This is a genomic window from Flagellimonas sp. (assembly GCF_965215805.1).
Classification (GTDB): Bacteria; Bacteroidota; Bacteroidia; order Flavobacteriales; family Flavobacteriaceae; genus Flagellimonas.
Window position 1 is genome coordinate 1,970,049 of sequence record NZ_OZ244124.1, and the last position, 21,523, is coordinate 1,991,571.

Here is a 21,523-nt window from a genome sequence, read left to right on the forward strand (position 1 = left end):
TATGGCCAAAGTATACAGTAATGCGCTACAGGAAACCTTGGAAGTTGACCGCATAATCGGACATTTAAAAGGGGATGAAGACGGTCCCACTTTGGTCTTTTTTGCAGGCATACATGGTAATGAACCAGCAGGAGTTTTTGCCTTAAAGCATGTAATCCGTGAACTGAAACTTCGTCAAACGCCAATTCGTGGACAACTCTACGCCATAGCGGGTAATCTGCAAGCCTTGGAGCAACAGGCGCGTTTTGTGGAAAAGGACCTGAACCGGATTTGGACAACGGAAAACCTACAGCAAACACTTCAAAATGATGATGGGATTTCCAAGGATGAACAGGAAATGATTGAGCTTTATAAGCTGTTGCAAGCAATTCTTGAGCAAAATCAACCACCTTTTTATTTTATTGATCTGCATACCACCTCCAGTGACACCTCACCCTTTATGGTCTTGAATGACAGTTTGCTCAACCGAAAATTTGCTTCCCAATATCCCTTGCCCACTATTTTGGGGATAGAGGAGTATTTGGTAGGCGCTTTGTTAAGCTATATCAATGAGTTGGGTTATGTATCCCTTGGATATGAAAGCGGTCAACATGACGATGTTGTTTCCATTCGGAATTGTACCCATTTTATCCACTATACTTTAGGAATTACCGAGCTGGTTGCATATGCTCCAGCGGAGCTGGCAAAATTGAGGATGGAGATAGCCGACTCCAGTATGGTTTCAAGCAAGTTTTATGAGATTTATTACCAGCATGAAATCCAACACAGTGGTGGATTTGAGATGCGGCCTGGGTTCAAGAATTTCCAAAAGATTCCTAGGGGAACTGCTATTGCCATGGACAATGGCAACAAGATCATGACCCAGCGGAAACGACAGATTTTTATGCCCTTATACCAAAAGTTGGGCAGTGAAGGATTCTATTATATTAAATCCATACCTCTGGTGTTACTATTGATTTCCAAGGGATTGAGGAAGTTCAAAATGGATCACTTGTTGGTTTGCCTTCCAGGAATCCAATGGAGTTCCAAGCAAAAAGATGGTCTGTTGGTAGATCAACGTATTGCCAAGTTTTTGGCCAAGTCCTTTTTCCATTTATTGGGATACCGCACCCGCCAATTGGACAGGACCCATTTGGTGGTGAAAAGTAGGGAAATGGCATCTAGAAATTTGGAGTATAAAGGTTCAGGGTGGTACTAAAAAAAAACTCCTGTTTTAAACAGGAGTTTTTCAAGTTAGGTGTCTATAACATTTTAAAAGTAATCGGAATAGCGTAGGTAACCTTGGTGGGCTTGCCTCTTTGTATACCCGGCTTAACCTGTGGAAGAGCAGATATGATCCTTACAGCTTCCTGTTCCAATAACCTATCCGGCCCCCGTTGTTTTATATGGGCAACCCGACCGTTGGAATCAATCACGAACTGCACAAATACTTTCCCAGTTATTCCCATTTCAAGCGCCGTTTTGGGATATTGGAAGGTATTTCTAACATGCTCCTGTACCTTTTGGTTAAAACACGCTTTACGCTCTTCCTCGGTGCTTAAGTTTTCGCAACCAGGGAAAACAGGTACATGTTCTATCAAGGCAAATGGGATAATTTCTTCTTCCTCCACTTCGCCAACGTTGACATCTTCGATGGCTATGACCACATCCTCAATAAAGGCATCCTGGTTACTTTCTGTACTTTCAATCAGGGTTTCCTCAATGTCTTCAACGTCTTCCACAATTTCAATTACATCAGGAGCTGATGGTGGAGGGGGTGGCGTTGTTGTACGAACCATTTCGGTAATGGGGACATCTTCCTTAAGATCGTCCATCACTTGAACCACTTCCGAAACGTTCGTTTCCTTGTCGTAGGTCTTGACCTCAAATGATTGCCATGTTACAAACAAAACCGAGGTCAAACCTATCATAAAATAAAGGCTACTATTGCGGCCAATATCTGCATTAGGGTTCTTTTTAGGTTTCATGACTTAACGTATTTAACTGAAATAAAATTAGACAGCTACTTTGTCAAAAAACATGATAATAGTCATAATAATTATAAATATGATAATTGAGAGGGGGTGTTTCTGGTTATTTTTTAATTTCAACCAAATCTTGACGGGTAAAATCCGTGGCGAAAGTAATCCCCATAAGAATAGCGTTGTGGTGTGAAGTTTGAAAATGATTTTTCAAATAGCCTAATTCAATCTTCAAGTCTGGGGATAACTCCCTCCCTATACCGATATACAATCTATTTTGGTTAAAAAAGACCCCATCCAGATTTACAAAAACCTCGTTGGACGATTTTACAAAGGTCTTTCCGTAAATGGGTCTTTGGAACTGCAATCGGTAGCGAAACCTATTATTAAAATGGGTTTGGCCATGATTATGGATCCACCTGTTTTCAAGCCTCCATCTATGCGACAAGGAATTCAGACTGAATCTATTCTTCCAAGTAAATTCCTCGTATAACCAATATTGGAAGGTCAAGGATGCTTCACCGGAATCCAAATACGATTTGGAATTAACATAGGCTACACCTCCTGTAAGAATGATGGAATTGCTCATATGATAGGAAACTCCTGTCCTAATAAAAGAGAAATCATAAACTTCAAATGGCTCGTGATGCCTTAAAATTCCCGCCAGGGGAATACTCCATTTCTCATCTATCTTATTAGTTCCGGAAAATTCCAGCCAAGAACCCGAACCATGCTCATCAAAAGTTTGAGAGCTAAGCACACTTTGGAAAAGAATACAAGAAAGGAGGTATAAAAGGCGGATAAACCTCATGGAGTTGGCTTAGGAGATTGCAGTGCAAAGGTGGGTTTTTGAACTAGCCCAAAATATGATACTTGTCAGTTCCCGATGAATTTCAGCCTCAATATGGATTATGTGAAAATCTGGTAATACTTGATCAAAAAATGCGGGTTAACGTAGCCTTAACGTAATAAAAGTCCAAACCTGATTTCTGTCATGTTTTAGGTGAGTGGCGCATTCTAATTTTGAATCAAAGATTTTAAGTCATTTAAATTTTATAGGTATGAGTATTCAGAAAATTTTAATCCCGTTCGATTTCTCAGAGGCTTCCATAAATGCATTGGAATATGCCACTGTTTTTGTTGGGCCAACGCGCAATATAGAACTTCAAGCCTTATATGTTTCGGCCATGCCGATAACGGAAGGTCAGGAAAAAACCCTGAAATTGGATTTTGGTCAGGTTGTGAAATCCTTTAATGCCAAAATCAAAACACCACCTTCATTTAGTACCGTTACGGGTAATCTTATTGAATCCATCTTGGAGTGGCATAATACCAATGGCTCCGATCTAATATTGATGGGAACCATGGGGGACAAGGTGACGGATGAGGCCATAACCAACACCTCACGTTTGGTTTTGGAAGCCAATTGCCCGGTAATCTCGGTTCCCTTCGGAACTCCGATCAGAGAGCCAAAAGATATTGCTCTGGTGATGGGCCGTGAAGAAATTGATGATAAGGAAGTATTGAAGACCCTTTTGGATGTAGCAAGAACTTTTGACTCAAGAGTACATGCCTTGACCATTTACAGGGAATCGGTATATGCAGAAGAATCCATTGTAGACAGCACGGAGAACCTTTTGGAGTATTATTTGGAGCATTTTTACGAAGAACACGCCTTTAGTAAAAACCAGGATGTGGAAGAGGGCATTTTGGAATACATCAACAAAAAGAATATTGATCTTTTGGCAATTCTGCCCAGAAACCATACCCAAATGAGCACCCCATCAGAAGGTAGATTGACAAAGTTGTTGACCCTTCACTCCGAGATTCCTGTTTTGACCTTGGATTGATGATTGTCCCAAAATAGAAGCGATGATCACACTATTGGTAGTATTGGGTATTACGATCATTCTGTTTGTTTGGGGAAAGTTTCCACCGGATGTGGTGGCCCTAATGTCCATGTTGTCCCTGTATTTGTTAGGTATCCTGGACATTCAAGAAACCTTGTCTGGGTTCAGCAATTCAACAGTGATCATGATTGCGGCCTTGTTCATTATTGGAGAAGGACTTTCAAGAACAGGATGGACGGCCGTGGCCGGACAGCGATTTGTAAAATGGGCCAAAAGCAGCGTTCCCAAACTGCTGGTCATTGTAACCCTGGGATCCAGTTTATTGTCGGGATTTGTAAGCAACACAGGAACTGTTGCTGCCTTGCTGCCGGTAACGGTAACCGCAGCCTGGAATGCAGGAACACTGCCATCCAAATTATTGATGCCAGTGGCATTTGGCTCCAATACGGGAGGCTTGCTTACCCTTACTGGGACACCTCCAAATATTATTGCCAGCAATGCCCTGGTGGAAAACGGATTGGAAGGATTTTCATTTTTTGAGTTTGGATTGATCGGCCTTCCGCTGCTTTTGATATCCATTCTCTATTTCAGATATGTGGGTTACAGATTGTTGCCCAGTCATAGAACCAAGAATAGACCTATGGCATTGGATGAGGAGATGCATAAATGGATTGAGAACTACAGTATTGGGGATAACCTATACCGACTGCGTATTAGGTCCATGTCTCCACTGATTAACTCCAAGGTTGGGGATTGGGATTTTGAAGAAGCCCATAATGTCTCCCTCATGCGATTAAAACGAAGGCACCCCCATCCGCTGCAAGGCATACATCAATTTGTGGAATTACCAGACCCCCAGACAGAGATGAGGTACCATGACATCATCACGGTGAAGGGAGAAGCCGAGGATGTGGATAAGCTGGTACTGAAATTTAGTTTGGGGGTAATTCCATGGAAACCTGAAAAAGATTTGCTTAAAAAGGAGCTGATCAACCAAGAAGTTGGAATGGCAGAGATGATCATCACCCCCAAGTCCGTTTTTGTGGGCAAGACCCTCCCACTTGGGCATTATCTAAGTCAAGCAGGGGTTCAACTCTTGGCTGCCTCCAGAAACAGCAGGCCACTAAGTGGAAAAATTAAGATTGAAGCTGGGGATGCATTTGTAATTCGAGGGCCCTGGGAAAACATGGAGACTTTGACTTCCATGTATGACAACTTGGTCATTTCGGGAAGCCCGGAAGCCCTGTCCAAAAATGTGGACGTGATAACGCCCAAAAGTTATATCGCACTGGGAACCTTGGTATTGATGATTGCCCTTTTGGTGTTTAAAATATTGCCCGGTGCCATTGCAGCCCTAGCCTGTGCTGGAATAATGATGTTGACGGGCTGTGTTCCCATAGCTAAGGCCTATAAAGGTATTAGCTGGACCAGTGTGGTAATGATTGCCGCAATGATTCCCATGGGATTGGCTTTGCAGAAAACAGGGGTGGCCCAAATGGCCGCAAATAGTTTGGTTGATTTGCTGGGGAGTATACATCCTACGGCATTATTGGCAGGCATATTTTTATTGACCACCACCTTTAGCCAAACCATCAATAACTCGGCAACTGCAGTCTTGATGGCACCTATAGCCATAATGGCGTCAACCACCTTGGGGGTTTCTCCCAAGCCTTTTATGATTGCTGTGGCCATAAGCGCCTCCACGGCATTTTTAACTCCTGTAGGGACCACCACCAATGCAATGGTGCTGTCTTCCGGGGGATACAAGTTTACAGATTACGTGAAAGTAGGAGGGCCACTGCTGCTCCTATTCTTTATAGCAACACTAGTACTGGTTCCTTTGATATGGAACTTTTAACCTTAAAACAGAAATTATGGACGAAGTCATGGAAACAACCAAAGATTTAAGCAAATATGGCTTACAGAACGCTACGGCACATTGGAATTTAAGTGCTGAAACCTTACAAAAGATCACTGTGGAAAAAGGAATGGGTGTGGAGTCTGAAAATGGCACCCTGTCCATCAACACGGGAAAGTTTACCGGACGATCTCCAAAAGACCGTTTTTTGGTAAAGGATGAGTACACCAAGGACAGGATTTGGTGGGGCCGAATCAACAAACCCATTTCTCCTGAAAATTTTGACAAGCTTTACGATGAGGTGGTAAATTACCTTTCCGATAAAGAAATCTATGTTCGGGATGGAGCGGTATGTGCCGATCCAAAATACCGCACCAATGTGCGCACCATTACAGAATTTCCTTGGTCCAATTACTTTATCAAGAACATGTTCTTGAGATTGAACGAAGCAGAATTGGAAGGTTTTGAAGAGGATTGGCTTGTGCTATGTGCACCGGGCTATGAGTGTCCAAACCCAAATGAGTTTGGAATCATTGCAGGGAACTTTTCTATTTTGAACTACACCAGAAAAATTGCCCTTGTTGGAGGTTCTGAATACCCGGGAGAGATGAAGAAAGGTGTTTTTACGGCCTTGAATCTAATTCTTCCTGTAGATAGAAATGTATTGCCCATGCACTGTTCCGCCAATGTTGGAAAAGATGGGGATACAGCCATTTACTTTGGACTTTCAGGAACTGGGAAAACCACACTTTCTGCCGATCCAGACCGAAAACTGATCGGTGATGACGAGCATGGCTGGACAGAGGATAACACGATTTTCAATTTTGAAGGAGGCTGTTATGCGAAGGTCATCGATTTAACGGAGGAAAAAGAGCCGGACATTTACAGGGCGATTCGTCCTGGAGCACTTCTGGAAAATGTAGTTTTTAAGGAAGGAACCAAGGAAGTGGATTACTTTGATAGCAGCATTACCCAAAACACCAGGGTGAGCTATCCTATTGATCATATTGACAATATCCAGACCCCTTCCTATGCCGGCAATCCAAAAAACATATTCTTCTTGACTTGTGATGCCTTTGGTGTATTGCCTCCAGTGTCCAAGTTGAGCCCTGGCCAGGCCGCATACCACTTTATTTCCGGTTATACCGCCAAGGTGGCTGGGACCGAGGCTGGTATCAATGAACCTGTACCTTCTTTCTCTGCTTGTTTTGGTGAACCGTTTATGCCTTTGCACCCAGCGGTTTATGCTGAAATGTTGAGCAAAAAAATGAAGGAAGCCGGGGTAAACGTTTGGTTGATCAACACGGGATGGAGTGGAGGTCCTTACGGTGTGGGATCCCGAATTAAACTGAAATATACCCGAGCCATGATTTCGGCCATTTTGGAAGGAAAATTGGATGAAGTTGAGTTTGATGCCCACCCTGTATTTGGATTACACATGCCTAAATATTGCCCTGGGGTTCCTACGGAAATATTGGATCCGATGAACACCTGGCTGCAAAAAGGAGCTTACGTGAGCAAATCCATTCAGTTGGCGCATTCGTTTCATATTAACTTTGATAAATTTGCTAGTGAAGCATCAGAGGAAATCCTTAATGGAGGCCCCTTGATTGATTCACACCATAGCTTGGATCATCATTTTTAATAAAAAACAGTGTGAGCGAAACAAATAGATTTCAAATAGAACATCTTGGAGCACCAAATTATAAATCTCCCCTGCAGCTAAGTACTGTCAGGGGAGATCATATCTTTAATTTCGTCAGCGAATCGGATCGGTTGGTCTTTGATATTTCCATGGATCAATACGCCCATTGCCTTTCTACCGGAGAGGAGCCCAATTGTTTGGAAAAGGCGGGCCCCAGACAAAGTATCTTTTTTGATCCCAAGGAAACCACGGCGGCCATAGTAACCTGCGGAGGTCTCTGTCCGGGAATCAACAATGTGATTCGTGGGGTGGTCATGGCCCTACATTACTTCTATGGAATCAAACGCATTGTGGGGATACCCTACGGCTATGAAGGCCTAAATCCTGAAATGGGTCACGGATTTGTGGAACTCACACCGGAAAAAGTTAAGGACATTCATCAGTTTGGGGGCACCTTTTTAGGTTCTTCCAGAGGTGGACAAGATGTGTCCGTAATGGTGGATACCTTGGAGTCCAACAACATCAATATGCTGTTTGCCATTGGAGGGGATGGTACCCTTAAAGGGGTGGATGCCATTGGTGAGGAAATCAAAAAAAGAGGCGCCAGTATCAGCGTAGTGGGAATTCCAAAAACCATTGACAATGATATTGATCTGATTGACGAGTCCTTCGGATTTGAAACGGCATTTGACGTGGCCAGTCCCATCATCAGGGACGCACACAATGAAGCTGCGGGAGCATATAATGGCATTTCCATAGTTAAACTCATGGGGCGGGATAGTGGTTTTATTGCCGCATCTGCAGCTTTGGCCATGCCTGTGGTAAATTTTGTGTTGATTCCGGAGATGGACTTTCAACTGGAAGGGGAATTGGGATTTCTGGGGGTTTTACGAAAACGCCTAGAAAGAAAAAAGCACGCAGTTATTGTGGTGGCCGAAGGTGCGGGTCAACAACTTTTTACGGATAAGAATAGGGTCAAGGATGCATCAGGAAATGTAAAGCATGCGGACATTGGGGTTTTTCTAAAGGATAAAATCAAGGAGTATTTCACAGATATTCCAGTGACCATCAAGTACATTGATCCCAGTTATATCGTTAGAAGTGCTCCAGCCAATTCCAGCGATAGTGTATACTGTAGCCGTTTGGCATACCATGCCGTACATGGAGCCATGGCCGGGAAGACCAAATTTGTAGCGTGCAAGGTAAATAACAAGTTTGTGTACATCCCTATTAAGGAAGTCACCAAAAAACGCAAGAAAATAGATCTGGAAAGCGAATTTTGGTTTTCGGTATTACAGAGTACGGGCCAACCTTTCCTGCTAAAATAGGCCCATACAAAGACAAACATCATACTTTACCTGTCTTTGGACATACAGATAGCAAATCTTATGCTATCCATTCCTGACAATTGTCATTTTTTCAAGATTATCCTGTAGCTAGCTTTATACTGATTTTAAAAATTAGCATTATGGTAGTCAACATTCAATATCAGAAAATGAAGTCCAGTGAGTCCTTGAACAAATTATTGTTGAAGAAATTAGAGCGTCTTGGGAAAAAGTACAGTTGGGTTATCAAGGCCAACGTACTGTTCAAAATTGAACATGACAAAGCTGGGGAAGATAATATTTGTGAGATTGAATTGAGTGCTCCCGGGCCCCGATTGTTTGCCAAGTCCAAATCTCATGATTTTGAGAAATCCATGGCCGAGACCGTGGACGATTTAAAAAGGCAATTGGAAAAAAGACAAGGGGTCTTTATTAGACATTGACAGGTAATTCCTGAAGTACCGCAAAGTGAACCACAAAAATTAAGACGATGAAACCAAAATTGATTTTATTATCATTGATTCTAATGACCGGTTGTGCTTCCACCCAATTGGTGGGAACCTGGAAGAATCCCGATATTGTCTTGTTTGATGCCTATAAAGTTCTGGTGGTGGGGATGAGTCAGGACGATGAGGTGCGCATTGAGTTTGAGACCCAATTGACAGAAAGATTGGAACAAACGGGAGTGGAAGCCTTGCGCAGTATAGATCTTTTTGATGTGGAGTTTACCTCTTCCGAAAAGTCGGAGGAAGAACTTTCCGAAGTAGAACAGCAATTGTTGGACAAGGGCTTTGATGCCATTCTTTTCACCAAAGTTGTGGGAACGGAAAACAGACGGACCTTTAGGGAGCGTATGAACAAGTTCAATAACCTATATACCCGCTTTAGTACGGATTATCTTGGACATCAGGATATGTATTATGATCCCGAGTACTACGAGACCTTCAATTTGTACCATATCGAAACAGCGCTCTACTGTATCTGTGTGGATAAGGAACGAGAACTAATTTGGAAGGGAGACTTTGAGGTAACCGAACCCAGCAAGGTGAACAAAACCATTGACACATACATCAGGCTAATGACCACCGCCATGCAGGAAGAGGATGTGATATTCTAGGTGATTTCAAGAGCTTAACAATGCGGTAGACCAACCATCTGCCGCTTTTTTTTATCCCAAAAGCCCTAAAAAGTCCAAAAGGATGCAAACAGGGATGGCGATCAAAATGATTACAAGGACAAATACCATAAGCCGTAAAAAGCCAACCAGCATTTTGTTGCCAAAAGAGATTTCATCAGTCATAGTAGTGTAATTTCCTTTCAATGTACGGAATTATTCACAGATGTTTTGCAAATGTCCACGCTATATTCGACTAAATGTCAGCTTTTAAGCATGTGCGGTACAATCCTGTCTTAATTGGATTTACCGCTCAACTTCCTACCTAATTCCTCCAAGGACACTCCTTTGGTTTCCGGCATCTTAAAGATGGCCCATAGGAGTTGCAGTACCATCATGCCGGCAAAAAAGTAATAAATATACCAAACTGAATCCTTCATGTAGCCTTCTTGGTCGTCAAGAAAGATAGGTGTTACCAACGTGATCAGTGCAGCAAAGACCCAATGCGTACTTGTTCCCCATGACTGTCCAAAAGCTCTGACCCGGTTTGGAAAGATTTCGGAAATAAACACCCATATCACAGCCCCTTGACCTATGGCGTGGGAAGCTACGAACAAACAAATGAATAGGATGGTGAACGATGGGGAAAGTTGCTGTTGAAAACAAATGCCCACCATGATCAAACTAAAAATGTAGCCCAAAGACCCTATAATGATCAATTGGCGGCGGCCCAGCTTATCCAGTAGCCGTACACCTATAATGGTAAACACCAGGTTGACTATGCCAATGGCAATGGAATTGAAGAGCGATTCCTTGCCTCCCAAACCTGCCTGTTCCAATATTTCAGGAGCGTAGTACAACACAAAATTGATCCCTGACAACTGGTTGAAAAAAGCTATCAAAAATCCCAACCACAGAATTTTGGAGTATTTTTTTTGGAAAAGACCTTCATTGGAGGTCGTTAGGTCTAGATTTGATTTTATCTCTTGGATTTGTTTTTCAGCTTCTTCTGAAGAATAAATGCTCTTGAATACCTCCAGTGCGGCTTCGGAATCTCCTTTTTGCGAGATCAACCACCTTGGGCTGTTCGGGATCTTTAGTACCATTAGGGTGTATAGCAAGGCGGGCAGTGCTTCAATGCCCAACATCCACCGCCAGTCGTTGGCTCCATCAAAACCTTTGAGGGCCCAGTTTGAAATAAAAGCCACCAAAATCCCAAAGACAAGCCAGAATTGGTACAAACCACCCAATTTTCCCCTATTGCTGCTGGTGGTAATCTCAGAAATGTAAATTGGCGCGGCAACTGATGAAACCCCAACCCCAACGCCACCAACAAAACGAAAGAAAGAGAACAAATAAGGTTCCGGGGCCATGGCACATCCCACTGCGGAAACAAAAAAGAGCACTCCTACCCAGAACAGGGTTCTTTTTCTGCCCAAATTTTTTGTGGGGATACCTCCAAGTAGAGCGCCAAGCACAGTTCCCCAAAGGGCCATGCTCATAATAAAGGTGCCATGGAAAAGTGGGCTTGTGTCCCAAAGTTCTTTGATTGGCAAGTTGGCCCCACTGATTACTACGGTATCAAAACCAAATAAAAAACCCGCAAGGGCAGCGGTAAGGGAAATTCTAAAAACTCGGTTGTTCATATTGGTTGGATTTTTTTAAAACTAGGAAAAAATTAAAGAATGCTTTTAATCAACTCCATAACTTTGGACGTAGCGCCCACATTTTGTTTGATATATAAGGAATTGATTTCGCCAGTTTGCTTTCTATAACTTTCATCCAGCACCAGTTGATCTAGAAGTGATTGGAATTCCAACCCATTCTGCACTACGCAGATTCCTTTTTTATCAACCAAGTCCTCAGCCTCCTTGAATCCGCTATAATCGGGACCAATGATTACGGGTATGCCATAAACGGCGGGTTCCAAGGTGTTGTGCAGTCCTGTTGCAAAGGCACCTCCCACATAGGCCACATCCGCATAGCTATAAATTTTGGTCAATAAACCAATGGTGTCAACAATGAGCACGTTATAGTTGCTTAGATCATCACCCGCCTTTATTTCTGAATAGCGGATCACTGCTTTGCTAAGGGATTCCTTGATTTTATCTATATGGGCTGGCTTTATGGTATGTGGGGCCAACACAAATTTAACTTGGTGCGAAGAGGCATTGATATATGCTGTCAATATTTGCTCATCTTCAGGCCAAGTACTGCCCGCAACAAAGCACAGACGGTCTTGCTTAAAGCCATCCATAAAATCCAATTGGTTATGCTGTGCAAGTATTTCTGAGACGCGATCAAAACGAGTGTCCCCACTTACCACAACATTTTGGTGCCCCAGGGATTCCAAGAGCACTTTGGAATTTTCGTTCTGAACAAAAAAATGGGTAAATGCATGGAGGCTCTTTCGCATAAAACCGCCCCAAGGCTTAAAAAAGATTTGTCTTTTGGAGAAAATCGCAGAAACCAACAGGGTTGGAATATTTCTTTGCTTCAACTCCCTGAGATAATTGGGCCAAATCTCATATTTGATAAAAATGGCGAGATCTGGATTTAGGCTATCTAGAAATTGTTTGGCATTGGAAAGTGTATCCATGGGTAGATACAGGATGAGGTCGGCGAGAGAACTGTTCTTTTTTACCTCATACCCCGAGGGTGAAAAAAATGTGAGCACCAATTTATGGGAAGGATATGTAAGTCGGATTTGTTTTAAGATGGGAACCCCTTGCTCATACTCTCCCAAGGAGGCTACATGCATCCAAATCCATTTGTCATTGTTCTCGTTCAGTGACTTAATGATGTTTTTGGATTTTTTTCGGCCCGTAACAAACAATTTCATTTTTGTGCTAAACAGGGCTACAAGGTGAAGGCTCCACCAGGTCAGCCTTAGCAATAGGTCGTAAATGAGGTGCAAGAGATTCATTTTCCGCTAAATTACATTCTTTCATCAATAGGCCATTATGGCATCTTAATTTCTTAATTTTGTAACTCAATTTATCTTGATGAAGAAAATACAGATGGTTGACCTGAAAGGTCAATACGAAGGGATAAAAAAAGAGGTGAATTCTTCCATCACCGAAGTCCTGGAATCCTCAGCATTTATTAATGGTCCTTACGTTCATTCCTTTCAAAAGGAACTGGAAGATTATTTAGAGGTAAAACATGTGATTCCCTGTGCCAACGGAACCGATGCCTTGCAGATTTGCATGATGGGATTGGGCTTGCAACCTGGGGATGAGGTTATCACTGCTGATTTTACCTTTGCGGCTACCGTGGAGGTTATTGCCCTGCTCAATTTAACCCCTGTTCTTGTTGATGTGGAACCGGACACGTTCAACATTGACCCCAAAGCCATCGAAAGAGCCATTACTCCCAAAACCAAGGCCATTGTGCCCGTACACCTTTTTGGGCAATGCGCCAATATGGACGCCATTATGGCTTTGGCAGAAAAGCACAACCTTTTTGTGATCGAGGACAATGCGCAAGCCATTGGGGCCAGCTATTCCTTTGATGACGGAACCAAGAAAAAGGCGGGAACCATGGGGCATGTGGCCTCAACCTCCTTTTTTCCATCCAAAAACTTGGGTTGCTACGGCGATGGCGGGGCCATTTTCACCAATGATGATGATTTGGCACACACGATTCGGGGGATGGTCAACCATGGAATGTACAGAAGATATTACCATGATGTTGTGGGGGTGAACTCCCGTTTGGATTCCTTGCAGGCCGCGGTGCTGAAGGCCAAACTTCCTAAATTGGACGACTACAACAAAAAAAGAAGGGAAGCTGCCCAAAAGTACAATCAGGCCTTTGAAGGACAGCCAAACATTGTAATCCCAAAAATGGTACGGAATTGTGAAGGTATTTGTGATGATTGTGATTGCCATGTTTTTCATCAGTATACACTTCGTATTTTGAACGAAAAAAGAGATAATTTGGTGCAACATTTGAATGATAACGGCGTTCCATGTGGGGTGTACTATCCAGTTCCGCTCCATCTGCAGAAAGCCTATGCTGATGATCGTTATGATGAGGCGGATTTTCCAGTCACCAACCAATTGGTGAAAGAAGTCATTTCCCTTCCAATGCATACGGAATTGGATGATGAACAAATTGCCTTTATCACCAACTTGGTCTTGGATTTTGTAAACAATCAACCATGAAAATACTTGTAACAGGGGGGCTTGGATTTATAGGGTCCCATACCGTTGTTGAACTTCAGAATGAAGGTTTTGAGGTGGTCATCATTGATAATTTATCCAATTCATCTGAAGATGTTCTGGATGGTATAGAAGCCATTACCGGAATACGGCCCATTTTTGAAAAATTTGACCTCCGGGATAAATCCGATGTTCAGGATTTCTTTAAAAGGCATGGGGACTTGGAAGGGGTTATTCATTTTGCCGCGTCAAAAGCGGTGGGTGAGAGTGTGGATAAACCGCTCCTGTATTATGAAAACAACCTAGGGGTTTTGGTGTACATGCTTCAAGAACTCACAAAAATGGACAAAGCCAATTTCATTTTTAGTTCTTCCTGTACGGTTTATGGACAGGCGGACGAATTGCCCATTACCGAGGACGCCCCGGTAAAACCTGCGGAATCCCCGTATGGAAATACCAAACAAATTGGCGAGGAAATTATTCGGGATACCTGTAAAATTAGCCCGCAGTTGGCGGCCATTGCACTACGATATTTTAATCCAATTGGGGCGCATCCTTCTGTGGAAATAGGGGAACTGCCCCTAGGAGTGCCACAAAATTTGGTGCCCTTTATCACCCAGACTGCGGTAGGGCTAAGGGAACAACTTTCTGTTTTTGGAGATGACTATCCCACAGAAGATGGAACCTGTATCCGGGATTACATCCATGTAGTAGATGTAGCAAAAGCTCACGTTGTGGCGTTGCAAAGGTTATTGAATCAAAAAAATGAAGGAAACTACGAGGTATTTAATCTTGGGACCGGCACTGGAAGTTCAGTCTTAGAGGTTATTCACAGTTTTGAACGTGTTTCCGGTGAAAAATTGAACTACAGGATAGTGGATAGACGACCTGGCGATGTGATCAAAGCCTATGCCGATACTACCAATGCAAACGAAGTTTTGGGCTGGAAAGCGGGATCTACTTTAGATGATTCCATGAAATCGGCTTGGGATTGGGAGCGCAAGGTAAGAGGTTGATACCTGTAACAAAGAAAATTAAAAAGCCCGTCACATGACGGGCTTTTTTTGGCTCAACTGGACAAGGTTCCATGGCTTTAACGGAATCAATGCTTACATTTAAAGGATAATCTTTTAGCTAACTCAGATATGAAAAACTTTCTATTACTTCCAGCATTGCTTGTGGGTTCAATCCTAATGGCACAAGACACCTATCTTCATTGTGGTAAAATTGTGGACGTCCAATCGGGCAAAACACTTTCGGAGAAAACCATAGTGGTTTCTGGTAAATCCATTAAATCCATTCAAAATGGGTATCAGGCTGGCGGTGCGGAGGATATCGTTATCGATTTAAAGGATAAGACAGTGATGCCCGGTTTTATTGATATGCATGTACATATTGAAGGGCAATCCAGTCCCCAATCCTATATCCAACGGTTTACCCTGAACGAAGCTGATGTGGCCTTTCAATCCACGGTTTATGCCAAGAATACCCTAATGGCTGGTTTTACCACAGTCAGGGATTTGGGAGGCAGTGGCGTAAATATTGCTTTGCGCAAAGCCATTGCCAAAGGTTCCGTTGTAGGGCCAAGGATATTTACGGCAGGAAAGGCCATCGGTACGACAGGTGGTCATGCGGACCCTACCAATGGTATGAAAAAAGAACTCATGGGTGACCCAGGCCCTAAGGAAGGAGTGGTGAATTCGCCAGAGGACGGAAAGAAGGCGGTAAGGCAACGATACAAAGATGGGGCTGATGTTATTAAAATTACGGCAACAGGAGGTGTGCTGAGCGTAGCCAAAAGTGGACAGAATCCACAATTTACCATAGAAGAAATCAAAGCGATCACGGAGACTGCCAAAGACTACGGAATGTTGACTGCTGCCCATGCCCATGGGGATGAGGGAATGCAAAGGGCTGTTTTGGGTGGAATCAAGACCATTGAGCATGGAACCTTGATGAGCGATGAAACCATGGACTTGATGGTGAAGCACAATGCCTTCTTGGTTCCCACGATCACAGCGGGCAAACAGGTGACCGAAAAAGCTAAGATTCAGGGCTATTTTCCAGCCGTAGTGGCTAAAAAAGCCAGCGAAATAGGTCCAAAAATTCAAGGGATGTTCCAAAGAGCAGTTAAAAAAGGTGTCCCTATAGCCTTTGGTACGGATGCAGGCGTGTTCCCCCATGGTGAAAATGCGAGGGAATTTATCTACATGGCCGAAGCGGGAATGCCGATTATGGATGCCATTAAATCCGCAACGGTAACCAACGCGGAATTGTTGGGAATGGGAGATAGTCTCGGTCAACTAAAAGAGGGTTTTTTGGCGGATATCATCGCTGTGAATGATAACCCAAAAGACAATGTGGAAACCCTCATGGATGTGGCCTTTGTTATGAAAGAAGGTCAAGTTCATAAGTCGCTATAAACCTTTTTCATTCTCCAAGCGTATATATCGCATGCTTCCCCAATACAACAACAGCTTGGAGGTTTTGCAAGAGGCGAAAAAGGAGGGTCTTTATGGGGATTTGCTTTTGCAATTGAAAAAAGACTTTGCGTTGGCCAGTGCCCCTTTGGACTTTGCCAAGGACATTGATGCAAAAGACTTAAAGTCCCTATTGCATGAGAAAATCTATTTTCTGATTTTGGAAAAATTCCAGAACTATTTAAACTTGCTTTATGTGGTGGATATTCCTGAAAGGGAAATCAAAAAATTAACAGTTCTGGATGCTGTGGATGCCTCTTCTGTAGTTTGCTTTTTGATCCTTAAAAGGGAGTGGCAGAAAGTTTGGTTCAGACATAAATATAACTCCTAGATGGATTTTGTCAAATTAGGTTAAGTTTGTTGATGTACCTATGGTATTTGTTGTATTTTTGACTAAATTTTTGCATAGCTTTTGCTAGAAACTATCAATGGATAAATATTCCTTTTTAAATGCTGCGCACACCTCATTTTTTGCGGAGCTATACGATAAATATCTAACAAGCCCAGATAGTCTTGAACCCAGTTGGAGGGCTTTTTTCCAAGGTTTTGATTTTGGATTGGAAAGCTCCTTGGATGAATTGGATCTGACCTCCTCCAATGGAATGGTGATTACTCCCAATGGAGAGGAAGTGGCCCTTCCACAATCCTTGCAAAAGGAGTTTCAGGTAATCAAGCTGATCAACGGGTACCGTTCCAGAGGGCATTTGTTTACCCAGACCAATCCAGTGAGGGAGCGAAGGAAGTATGAGCCATCATTGGAACTTTCCAATTTTGATCTTTCTGATGCCGATTTGGATACTGTTTTTGACGCAGGTAAGATTATTGGAATAGGGCCAAGCAGTCTTAAAAATATAGTAGCCCACCTAGAGCGGATTTATTGTGATGCCATCGGGGTGGAGTATATGTATATCCGAACCCCGGAACGGATTCAGTGGATACAGGATTGGTTGAACGTAAATGATAACCATCCCAATTTTTCTCCGGAACAAAAGAAAAACATCCTAAGAAAACTTAACGAGGCCGTTTCGTTTGAAGGATTCTTGCACACCAAATATGTAGGGCAAAAACGCTTTTCCTTAGAAGGAGGGGAGTCTTTGATTCCCGCTTTGGATGTTATAATAGAAAAGGCGGCGGATGCAGGGGTAAAGCAATTTGTAATGGGAATGGCCCACCGTGGCCGATTGAATGTGCTGACCAATATTTTTGGTAAATCGCCTAAGGATATCTTTAGCGAATTTGATGGTAAGGATTACGAAGAGACCATCTTTGATGGGGACGTAAAATACCATCTGGGATGGACGTCCAGACGGGAAACGGACTCGGGAAAAGTGGTCAATATGAATATTGCCCCAAACCCTTCGCACCTAGAAACGGTAAACGGAATTGTTGAGGGGATTGCAAGGGCAAAACAAGATCGAAATCACCAAGAAAATGTATCTGAGGTACTGCCAATTTTAGTGCATGGCGATGCCGCATTTGCAGGACAGGGAGTGGTTTATGAAATTATACAAATGGCCCGCTTGGATGGCTACCATACCGGGGGAACCATTCACATTGTGGTAAATAACCAAATAGGATTTACCACCAATTATTTGGACGCGCGATCGTCTACCTATTGTACGGACGTGGGCAAAGTGACTTTGTCCCCGGTATTGCACATAAATGCCGATGACGCAGAGGCAGTAGTGCACGCGGCTACTTTTGCACTGGAATATAGAATGCGTTACAAACGCGATATTTTCTTGGATTTGTTGGGATACAGAAAGTACGGGCACAATGAAGGGGACGAACCCAAGTTTACCCAGCCTTTATTGTACAAGTCCATTTCCAAGCACAAAAATCCACGGGATATCTATGCGGAAAAATTGATTGCGGAAGGAATCATTGACAAGGATTATGTCAAAGGCTTGGAAGCCGAATACAAGAAAAATCTGGAAGAGGATTTATTGGATTCCCGTAAGGTGGAAAAGACTGTGATTACGCCTTTCATGCAAGATGAGTGGGAAGGTTTTGGACAGGTAACGGAGGATGCCATGTTGGGGGATATCAAAACCTCATATCCACAGAAAAAACTTGATGCCATTGCCAAAAGTATCACAGCGTTGCCTGAAGGGAAGAAATTCCTGCGAAAGTTGGAACGATTGGTAGGTGCCCGGAACAAAATGTATTTCGAAGACAACCAACTGGATTGGGCCATGGGCGAACTTTTGGCCTATGGATCTTTGATAGAGGAGGGCTATGATGTGCGTATGACCGGTCAGGATGTGGAACGCGGAACCTTCTCCCACAGACATGCCGTTATCAAGACCGAAATGCATGAAGAGGAAGTTACCTTGCTCAATGAATTGGGAGCAAACCAAAATGGGAAATTCCATATCTACAACTCCCTACTATCAGAATATGCGGTAATGGGATTTGATTATGGCTACGCCATGGCAAGTCCAAAAACCTTGACCATTTGGGAAGCGCAGTTTGGGGATTTCAGTAATGGAGCACAAATCATTATTGATCAATACCTGTCTTCCGCGGAGGATAAATGGAAATTGCAGAACGGGTTGGTGCTATTGCTGCCCCATGGATATGAAGGTCAGGGTGCGGAGCACTCTTCGGCAAGAATGGAAAGGTACCTTCAGCTTTGTGCCAAGGACAATATGTATGTAGCGGACGTTACAACCCCAGCCAATATGTTCCATTTGCTGCGAAGACAAATGAAGGCTGGGTTTAGAAAACCCTTGGTAGTCTTTACGCCGAAAAGTTTGTTGAGACATCCAAAGGTTTTATCCACCAAGGAAGAAATGGCCAAGGGAAGTTTCCAACCGCTAATTGATGATGCACATGCATCTGCATCCAAGGTGAAAACCCTGGTTTTCTGTACGGGGAAATTCTACTATGATTTGCTCGACAAAAAAGAAGAATTGCAACGAGACGATGTGGCCTTGGTAAGATTGGAACAATTGTTCCCGCTTCCTTCCACGGAAATGCGAAGTGTGCTAAAGAAATATAAGAATGCGAATGATGTGGTGTGGGCCCAGGAAGAACCCAGGAATATGGGGGCTTGGGGGCATTTGTTGATGCATTTTGAAGAAGCCAAAACCTTTAGGGTGGCTTCGCGAAGATTTTATGGAGCTCCGGCTGCAGGTAGTGCAGTACGGTCCCAAAGAAGACATGCACAGGTCTTGGAGTATGTCTTTGACAAGACCAAGGATAATATGGTTAGACGATAATTAAAAAGCATAAACTAAAATAACATGGTTTTAGAAATGAAAGTTCCCTCGCCAGGGGAATCCATAACCGAGGTAGAAATAGCAGAGTGGTTGGTGCAAGATGGGGATTATGTGGAAAAAGATCAGGCCATTGCCGAGGTCGATTCGGATAAAGCTACTTTGGAACTTCCAGCGGAAGAAAGTGGAATCATAACTTTAAAGGCTGAAGAAGGTGATGCCGTTGCCGTAGGTGAGGTGGTATGTTTGATTGATACAAGTGCCACCAAGCCCGAGGGAGATGCAGCTCCTGCGGCAGAGGCCAAATCCGAACCTAAGGAAGAACCAGCAAAAGTGGAAGCCCCAAAAGCGGCTGAAGCGAAAAAGGAAACCTATGCTTCTGGAACACCTTCTCCTGCGGCGAAGAAAATCTTGGATGAGAAGGGAATTGATGCTGCCTCCGTTTCTGGAACAGGAAGGGATGGACGAATCACCAAAGATGATGCTGTAAAAGCAGTTCCATCCATGGGAACTCCAACAGGTGGAAACAGAGGAGAGTCCCGTTCCAAACTTTCAATGCTACGAAGAAAAGTGGCCGAACGATTGGTTTCTGCCAAGAATGAAACGGCCATGTTGACCACCTTCAACGAAGTGGATATGTCTCCCATTTTTGCGCTACGAAAAGAATACAAGGAAACCTTTAAAGAAAAACACGGGGTAAGCCTTGGGTTTATGTCTTTCTTCACAAAGGCCGTAGTCCGTGCTTTGGAAATGTATCCCGCGGTAAATTCCATGATCGATGGCAAAGAAATGTTGTCTTTTGATTTTTGTGATATCAGTATAGCGGTGTCTGGGCCCAAAGGACTTATGGTGCCCGTAATTCGAAATGCAGAGAATCTGACTTTTAGAGGCGTTGAATCAGAGGTAAAAAGATTGGCGATCAGGGCAAGGGAAGGTGAAATTACTGTGGACGAAATGACCGGTGGTACCTTTACCATAACAAACGGAGGGGTGTTTGGCTCCATGTTGTCCACACCTATCATTAACCCTCCGCAAAGTGCCATACTTGGAATGCACAACATTGTGGAAAGACCTATTGCCAAGGATGGACAGGTAGTCATAGCACCTATTATGTATGTGGCTTTGTCTTATGACCATAGAATCATTGATGGAAAAGAATCCGTAGGATTCTTGGTTGCCGTGAAGGAAGCATTGGAGAGTCCTGAAGAATTACTGATGGACGGCAATGTAAAGAAGGCTCTGGAGTTATAGGTTAGGTTCGATTGTGTTTCGGACACTCTTTTTGAGAAGGTAGCTTTCTAAGGTCTACTGCAAGCTAAAAATGTGAAAATGCTTGAATTTGAAAATGGAAAAATTGCATTAATTCTCTCACCTTTGGCCATTTTTTACGTTTAACCAATAACCAATAACCAATACGATGAAGGTTTTCAGGTAATTGATCAAGACGTTTTCAAAAATAAGCACCTTTTATCATAGTCGATAACAGCCTTTCCTTTTTTAAGGATATCCGCCCCTATAATACCATCAACAGGTAGGGAGTTATGTGAGGTTAAGGCCTGATTGACATGGACTAAATCGAACAGCACGATTTTCTGTTTTTTCTTGGACCAAGAGCCAATCTGAATCTTATTTTTTGCAGAGACCAAAGTTTCCATCTCGGTTGCACCCGCTCCTGCGGCCTTGATATCAGATACTTCAGAAATCATTTTGAAGTAGTCTATTTTATCCATGCCCACACAGGTATTGGAGGCACCCGTGTCCAGAATGAATCGACCTGAGACCCCATTGATCATAGCTGAAATTTCAAAATGATTGGTGGCGGTCAACACTAAGGGTATCCGCGCATAATTTTTGGATTTCAAGAATTTTTTGAGGGTTTTCATCCACAATTTTTATTAAAGATAAA

18 protein-coding genes are annotated in these 21,523 nt (G+C 43.2%); 13 read left to right on the forward strand and 5 right to left on the reverse strand.

Annotated features, from left to right (window positions below):
• Position 1 precedes the first annotated feature (1 nt).
• Positions 2–1,198, forward strand: coding sequence for a succinylglutamate desuccinylase/aspartoacylase family protein (locus ACOOE0_RS08690; protein WP_420402079.1), 1,197 nt, complete (start codon positions 2–4; stop codon positions 1,196–1,198).
• Between the two features lie 43 nt (positions 1,199–1,241).
• Here ACOOE0_RS08690 and ACOOE0_RS08695 read toward each other — a convergent pair whose 3' ends face one another.
• Together ACOOE0_RS08695 and ACOOE0_RS08700 are read right to left on the reverse strand one after the other, a co-directional pair.
• Positions 1,242–1,967, reverse strand: coding sequence for an energy transducer TonB (locus ACOOE0_RS08695; protein WP_420402080.1), 726 nt, complete (start codon positions 1,965–1,967; stop codon positions 1,242–1,244).
• Positions 1,968–2,073: 106 nt separating this feature from the next.
• The gene (locus ACOOE0_RS08700; RefSeq protein ID WP_420402081.1) at positions 2,074–2,772 is read right to left on the reverse strand and encodes a DUF2490 domain-containing protein; all 699 of its coding nucleotides are present in this window, start codon (positions 2,770–2,772) and stop codon (positions 2,074–2,076) included.
• Between the two features lie 250 nt (positions 2,773–3,022).
• Here ACOOE0_RS08700 and ACOOE0_RS08705 point away from each other — a divergent pair, with 250 nt between their 5' ends.
• From ACOOE0_RS08705 to ACOOE0_RS08730, 6 genes are all read left to right on the forward strand, one after another.
• Positions 3,023–3,811: a universal stress protein gene (locus tag ACOOE0_RS08705; RefSeq protein WP_420402082.1), complete on the forward strand. Its 789-nt coding sequence runs from the start codon at positions 3,023–3,025 to the stop codon at positions 3,809–3,811.
• A gap of 22 nt (positions 3,812–3,833) precedes the next feature.
• Complete coding sequence (locus ACOOE0_RS08710; protein ID WP_420402083.1) at positions 3,834–5,669, forward strand: SLC13 family permease; 1,836 nt, start codon at positions 3,834–3,836, stop codon at positions 5,667–5,669.
• A gap of 16 nt (positions 5,670–5,685) precedes the next feature.
• On the forward strand, positions 5,686–7,314 hold the full coding sequence (gene pckA, locus ACOOE0_RS08715) for a phosphoenolpyruvate carboxykinase (ATP) (RefSeq protein ID WP_420402084.1): 1,629 nt from the start codon (positions 5,686–5,688) through the stop codon (positions 7,312–7,314).
• A gap of 11 nt (positions 7,315–7,325) precedes the next feature.
• Positions 7,326–8,642, forward strand: coding sequence for an ATP-dependent 6-phosphofructokinase (locus ACOOE0_RS08720; RefSeq protein WP_420402085.1), 1,317 nt, complete (start codon positions 7,326–7,328; stop codon positions 8,640–8,642).
• A 140-nt stretch (positions 8,643–8,782) separates the two neighbouring features.
• Positions 8,783–9,082: an HPF/RaiA family ribosome-associated protein gene (locus tag ACOOE0_RS08725; RefSeq protein WP_420402086.1), complete on the forward strand. Its 300-nt coding sequence runs from the start codon at positions 8,783–8,785 to the stop codon at positions 9,080–9,082.
• A 47-nt stretch (positions 9,083–9,129) separates the two neighbouring features.
• Positions 9,130–9,756 carry a hypothetical protein gene (locus ACOOE0_RS08730; protein ID WP_420402087.1) on the forward strand — a complete coding sequence of 209 codons (627 nt, stop codon included), beginning with the start codon at positions 9,130–9,132 and terminating at the stop codon, positions 9,754–9,756.
• A gap of 293 nt (positions 9,757–10,049) precedes the next feature.
• Here ACOOE0_RS08730 and ACOOE0_RS08735 read toward each other — a convergent pair whose 3' ends face one another.
• Positions 10,050–11,399 carry a sugar porter family MFS transporter gene (locus tag ACOOE0_RS08735; protein ID WP_420402088.1) on the reverse strand — a complete coding sequence of 450 codons (1,350 nt, stop codon included), beginning with the start codon at positions 11,397–11,399 and terminating at the stop codon, positions 10,050–10,052.
• A gap of 32 nt (positions 11,400–11,431) precedes the next feature.
• Positions 11,432–12,679, reverse strand: coding sequence for a 3-deoxy-D-manno-octulosonic acid transferase (locus tag ACOOE0_RS08740; RefSeq protein ID WP_420402089.1), 1,248 nt, complete (start codon positions 12,677–12,679; stop codon positions 11,432–11,434).
• A 79-nt stretch (positions 12,680–12,758) separates the two neighbouring features.
• Here ACOOE0_RS08740 and ACOOE0_RS08745 point away from each other — a divergent pair, with 79 nt between their 5' ends.
• The 6 genes from ACOOE0_RS08745 to odhB all read left to right on the forward strand — a co-directional run bounded on the left by ACOOE0_RS08745 (position 12,759) and on the right by odhB (position 20,868).
• On the forward strand, positions 12,759–13,919 hold the full coding sequence (locus ACOOE0_RS08745) for a DegT/DnrJ/EryC1/StrS family aminotransferase (protein WP_420402090.1): 1,161 nt from the start codon (positions 12,759–12,761) through the stop codon (positions 13,917–13,919).
• Entirely contained in the window at positions 13,916–14,932 is a 1,017-nt protein-coding gene (galE, locus tag ACOOE0_RS08750) for a UDP-glucose 4-epimerase GalE (protein ID WP_420402091.1), read from the forward strand. Before ACOOE0_RS08745 ends, galE begins: the two co-directional genes overlap by 4 nt.
• Positions 14,933–15,061: 129 nt before the next feature.
• Positions 15,062–16,339, forward strand: a complete 1,278-nt coding sequence (locus ACOOE0_RS08755; protein WP_420402092.1) for an amidohydrolase family protein — start codon at positions 15,062–15,064, stop codon at positions 16,337–16,339.
• A 31-nt stretch (positions 16,340–16,370) separates the two neighbouring features.
• On the forward strand, positions 16,371–16,727 hold the full coding sequence (locus ACOOE0_RS08760) for a hypothetical protein (RefSeq protein WP_420402093.1): 357 nt from the start codon (positions 16,371–16,373) through the stop codon (positions 16,725–16,727).
• Between the two features lie 97 nt (positions 16,728–16,824).
• Complete coding sequence (locus ACOOE0_RS08765) at positions 16,825–19,620, forward strand: 2-oxoglutarate dehydrogenase E1 component (protein WP_420402094.1); 2,796 nt, start codon at positions 16,825–16,827, stop codon at positions 19,618–19,620.
• Positions 19,621–19,644: 24 nt separating this feature from the next.
• Positions 19,645–20,868, forward strand: a complete 1,224-nt coding sequence (gene odhB, locus ACOOE0_RS08770; protein ID WP_420402095.1) for a 2-oxoglutarate dehydrogenase complex dihydrolipoyllysine-residue succinyltransferase — start codon at positions 19,645–19,647, stop codon at positions 20,866–20,868.
• 188 nt (positions 20,869–21,056) lie between these two features.
• On the opposite strand, the gene ACOOE0_RS08775 is transcribed toward odhB, so the two are convergent.
• Complete coding sequence (locus ACOOE0_RS08775) at positions 21,057–21,500, reverse strand: retropepsin-like aspartic protease (RefSeq protein WP_420402096.1); 444 nt, start codon at positions 21,498–21,500, stop codon at positions 21,057–21,059.
• Between the last annotated feature and the right edge of the window lie 23 nt (positions 21,501–21,523).

Bases quoted from the DNA above. Each gene is read 5' to 3' on its own strand.
- pckA (WP_420402084.1), top strand. From the start codon at position 5,686: ATGGACGAAGTCATGGAAACAACCAAAGATTTAAGCAAATATGGCTTA.
- ACOOE0_RS08760 (WP_420402093.1), top strand. From the start codon at position 16,371: ATGCTTCCCCAATACAACAACAGCTTGGAGGTTTTGCAAGAGGCGAAA.
- ACOOE0_RS08755 (WP_420402092.1), top strand. From the start codon at position 15,062: ATGAAAAACTTTCTATTACTTCCAGCATTGCTTGTGGGTTCAATCCTA.
- ACOOE0_RS08710 (WP_420402083.1), top strand. From the start codon at position 3,834: ATGATCACACTATTGGTAGTATTGGGTATTACGATCATTCTGTTTGTT.
- ACOOE0_RS08735 (WP_420402088.1), bottom strand. From the start codon at position 11,399: ATGAACAACCGAGTTTTTAGAATTTCCCTTACCGCTGCCCTTGCGGGT.
- ACOOE0_RS08695 (WP_420402080.1), bottom strand. From the start codon at position 1,967: ATGAAACCTAAAAAGAACCCTAATGCAGATATTGGCCGCAATAGTAGC.
- ACOOE0_RS08775 (WP_420402096.1), bottom strand. From the start codon at position 21,500: ATGAAAACCCTCAAAAAATTCTTGAAATCCAAAAATTATGCGCGGATA.
- ACOOE0_RS08745 (WP_420402090.1), top strand. From the start codon at position 12,759: ATGAAGAAAATACAGATGGTTGACCTGAAAGGTCAATACGAAGGGATA.
- ACOOE0_RS08705 (WP_420402082.1), top strand. From the start codon at position 3,023: ATGAGTATTCAGAAAATTTTAATCCCGTTCGATTTCTCAGAGGCTTCC.
- galE (WP_420402091.1), top strand. From the start codon at position 13,916: ATGAAAATACTTGTAACAGGGGGGCTTGGATTTATAGGGTCCCATACC.
- ACOOE0_RS08700 (WP_420402081.1), bottom strand. From the start codon at position 2,772: ATGAGGTTTATCCGCCTTTTATACCTCCTTTCTTGTATTCTTTTCCAA.
- ACOOE0_RS08740 (WP_420402089.1), bottom strand. From the start codon at position 12,679: ATGAATCTCTTGCACCTCATTTACGACCTATTGCTAAGGCTGACCTGG.
- ACOOE0_RS08765 (WP_420402094.1), top strand. From the start codon at position 16,825: ATGGATAAATATTCCTTTTTAAATGCTGCGCACACCTCATTTTTTGCG.
- ACOOE0_RS08690 (WP_420402079.1), top strand. From the start codon at position 2: ATGGCCAAAGTATACAGTAATGCGCTACAGGAAACCTTGGAAGTTGAC.
- odhB (WP_420402095.1), top strand. From the start codon at position 19,645: ATGGTTTTAGAAATGAAAGTTCCCTCGCCAGGGGAATCCATAACCGAG.
- ACOOE0_RS08725 (WP_420402086.1), top strand. From the start codon at position 8,783: ATGGTAGTCAACATTCAATATCAGAAAATGAAGTCCAGTGAGTCCTTG.
- ACOOE0_RS08730 (WP_420402087.1), top strand. From the start codon at position 9,130: ATGAAACCAAAATTGATTTTATTATCATTGATTCTAATGACCGGTTGT.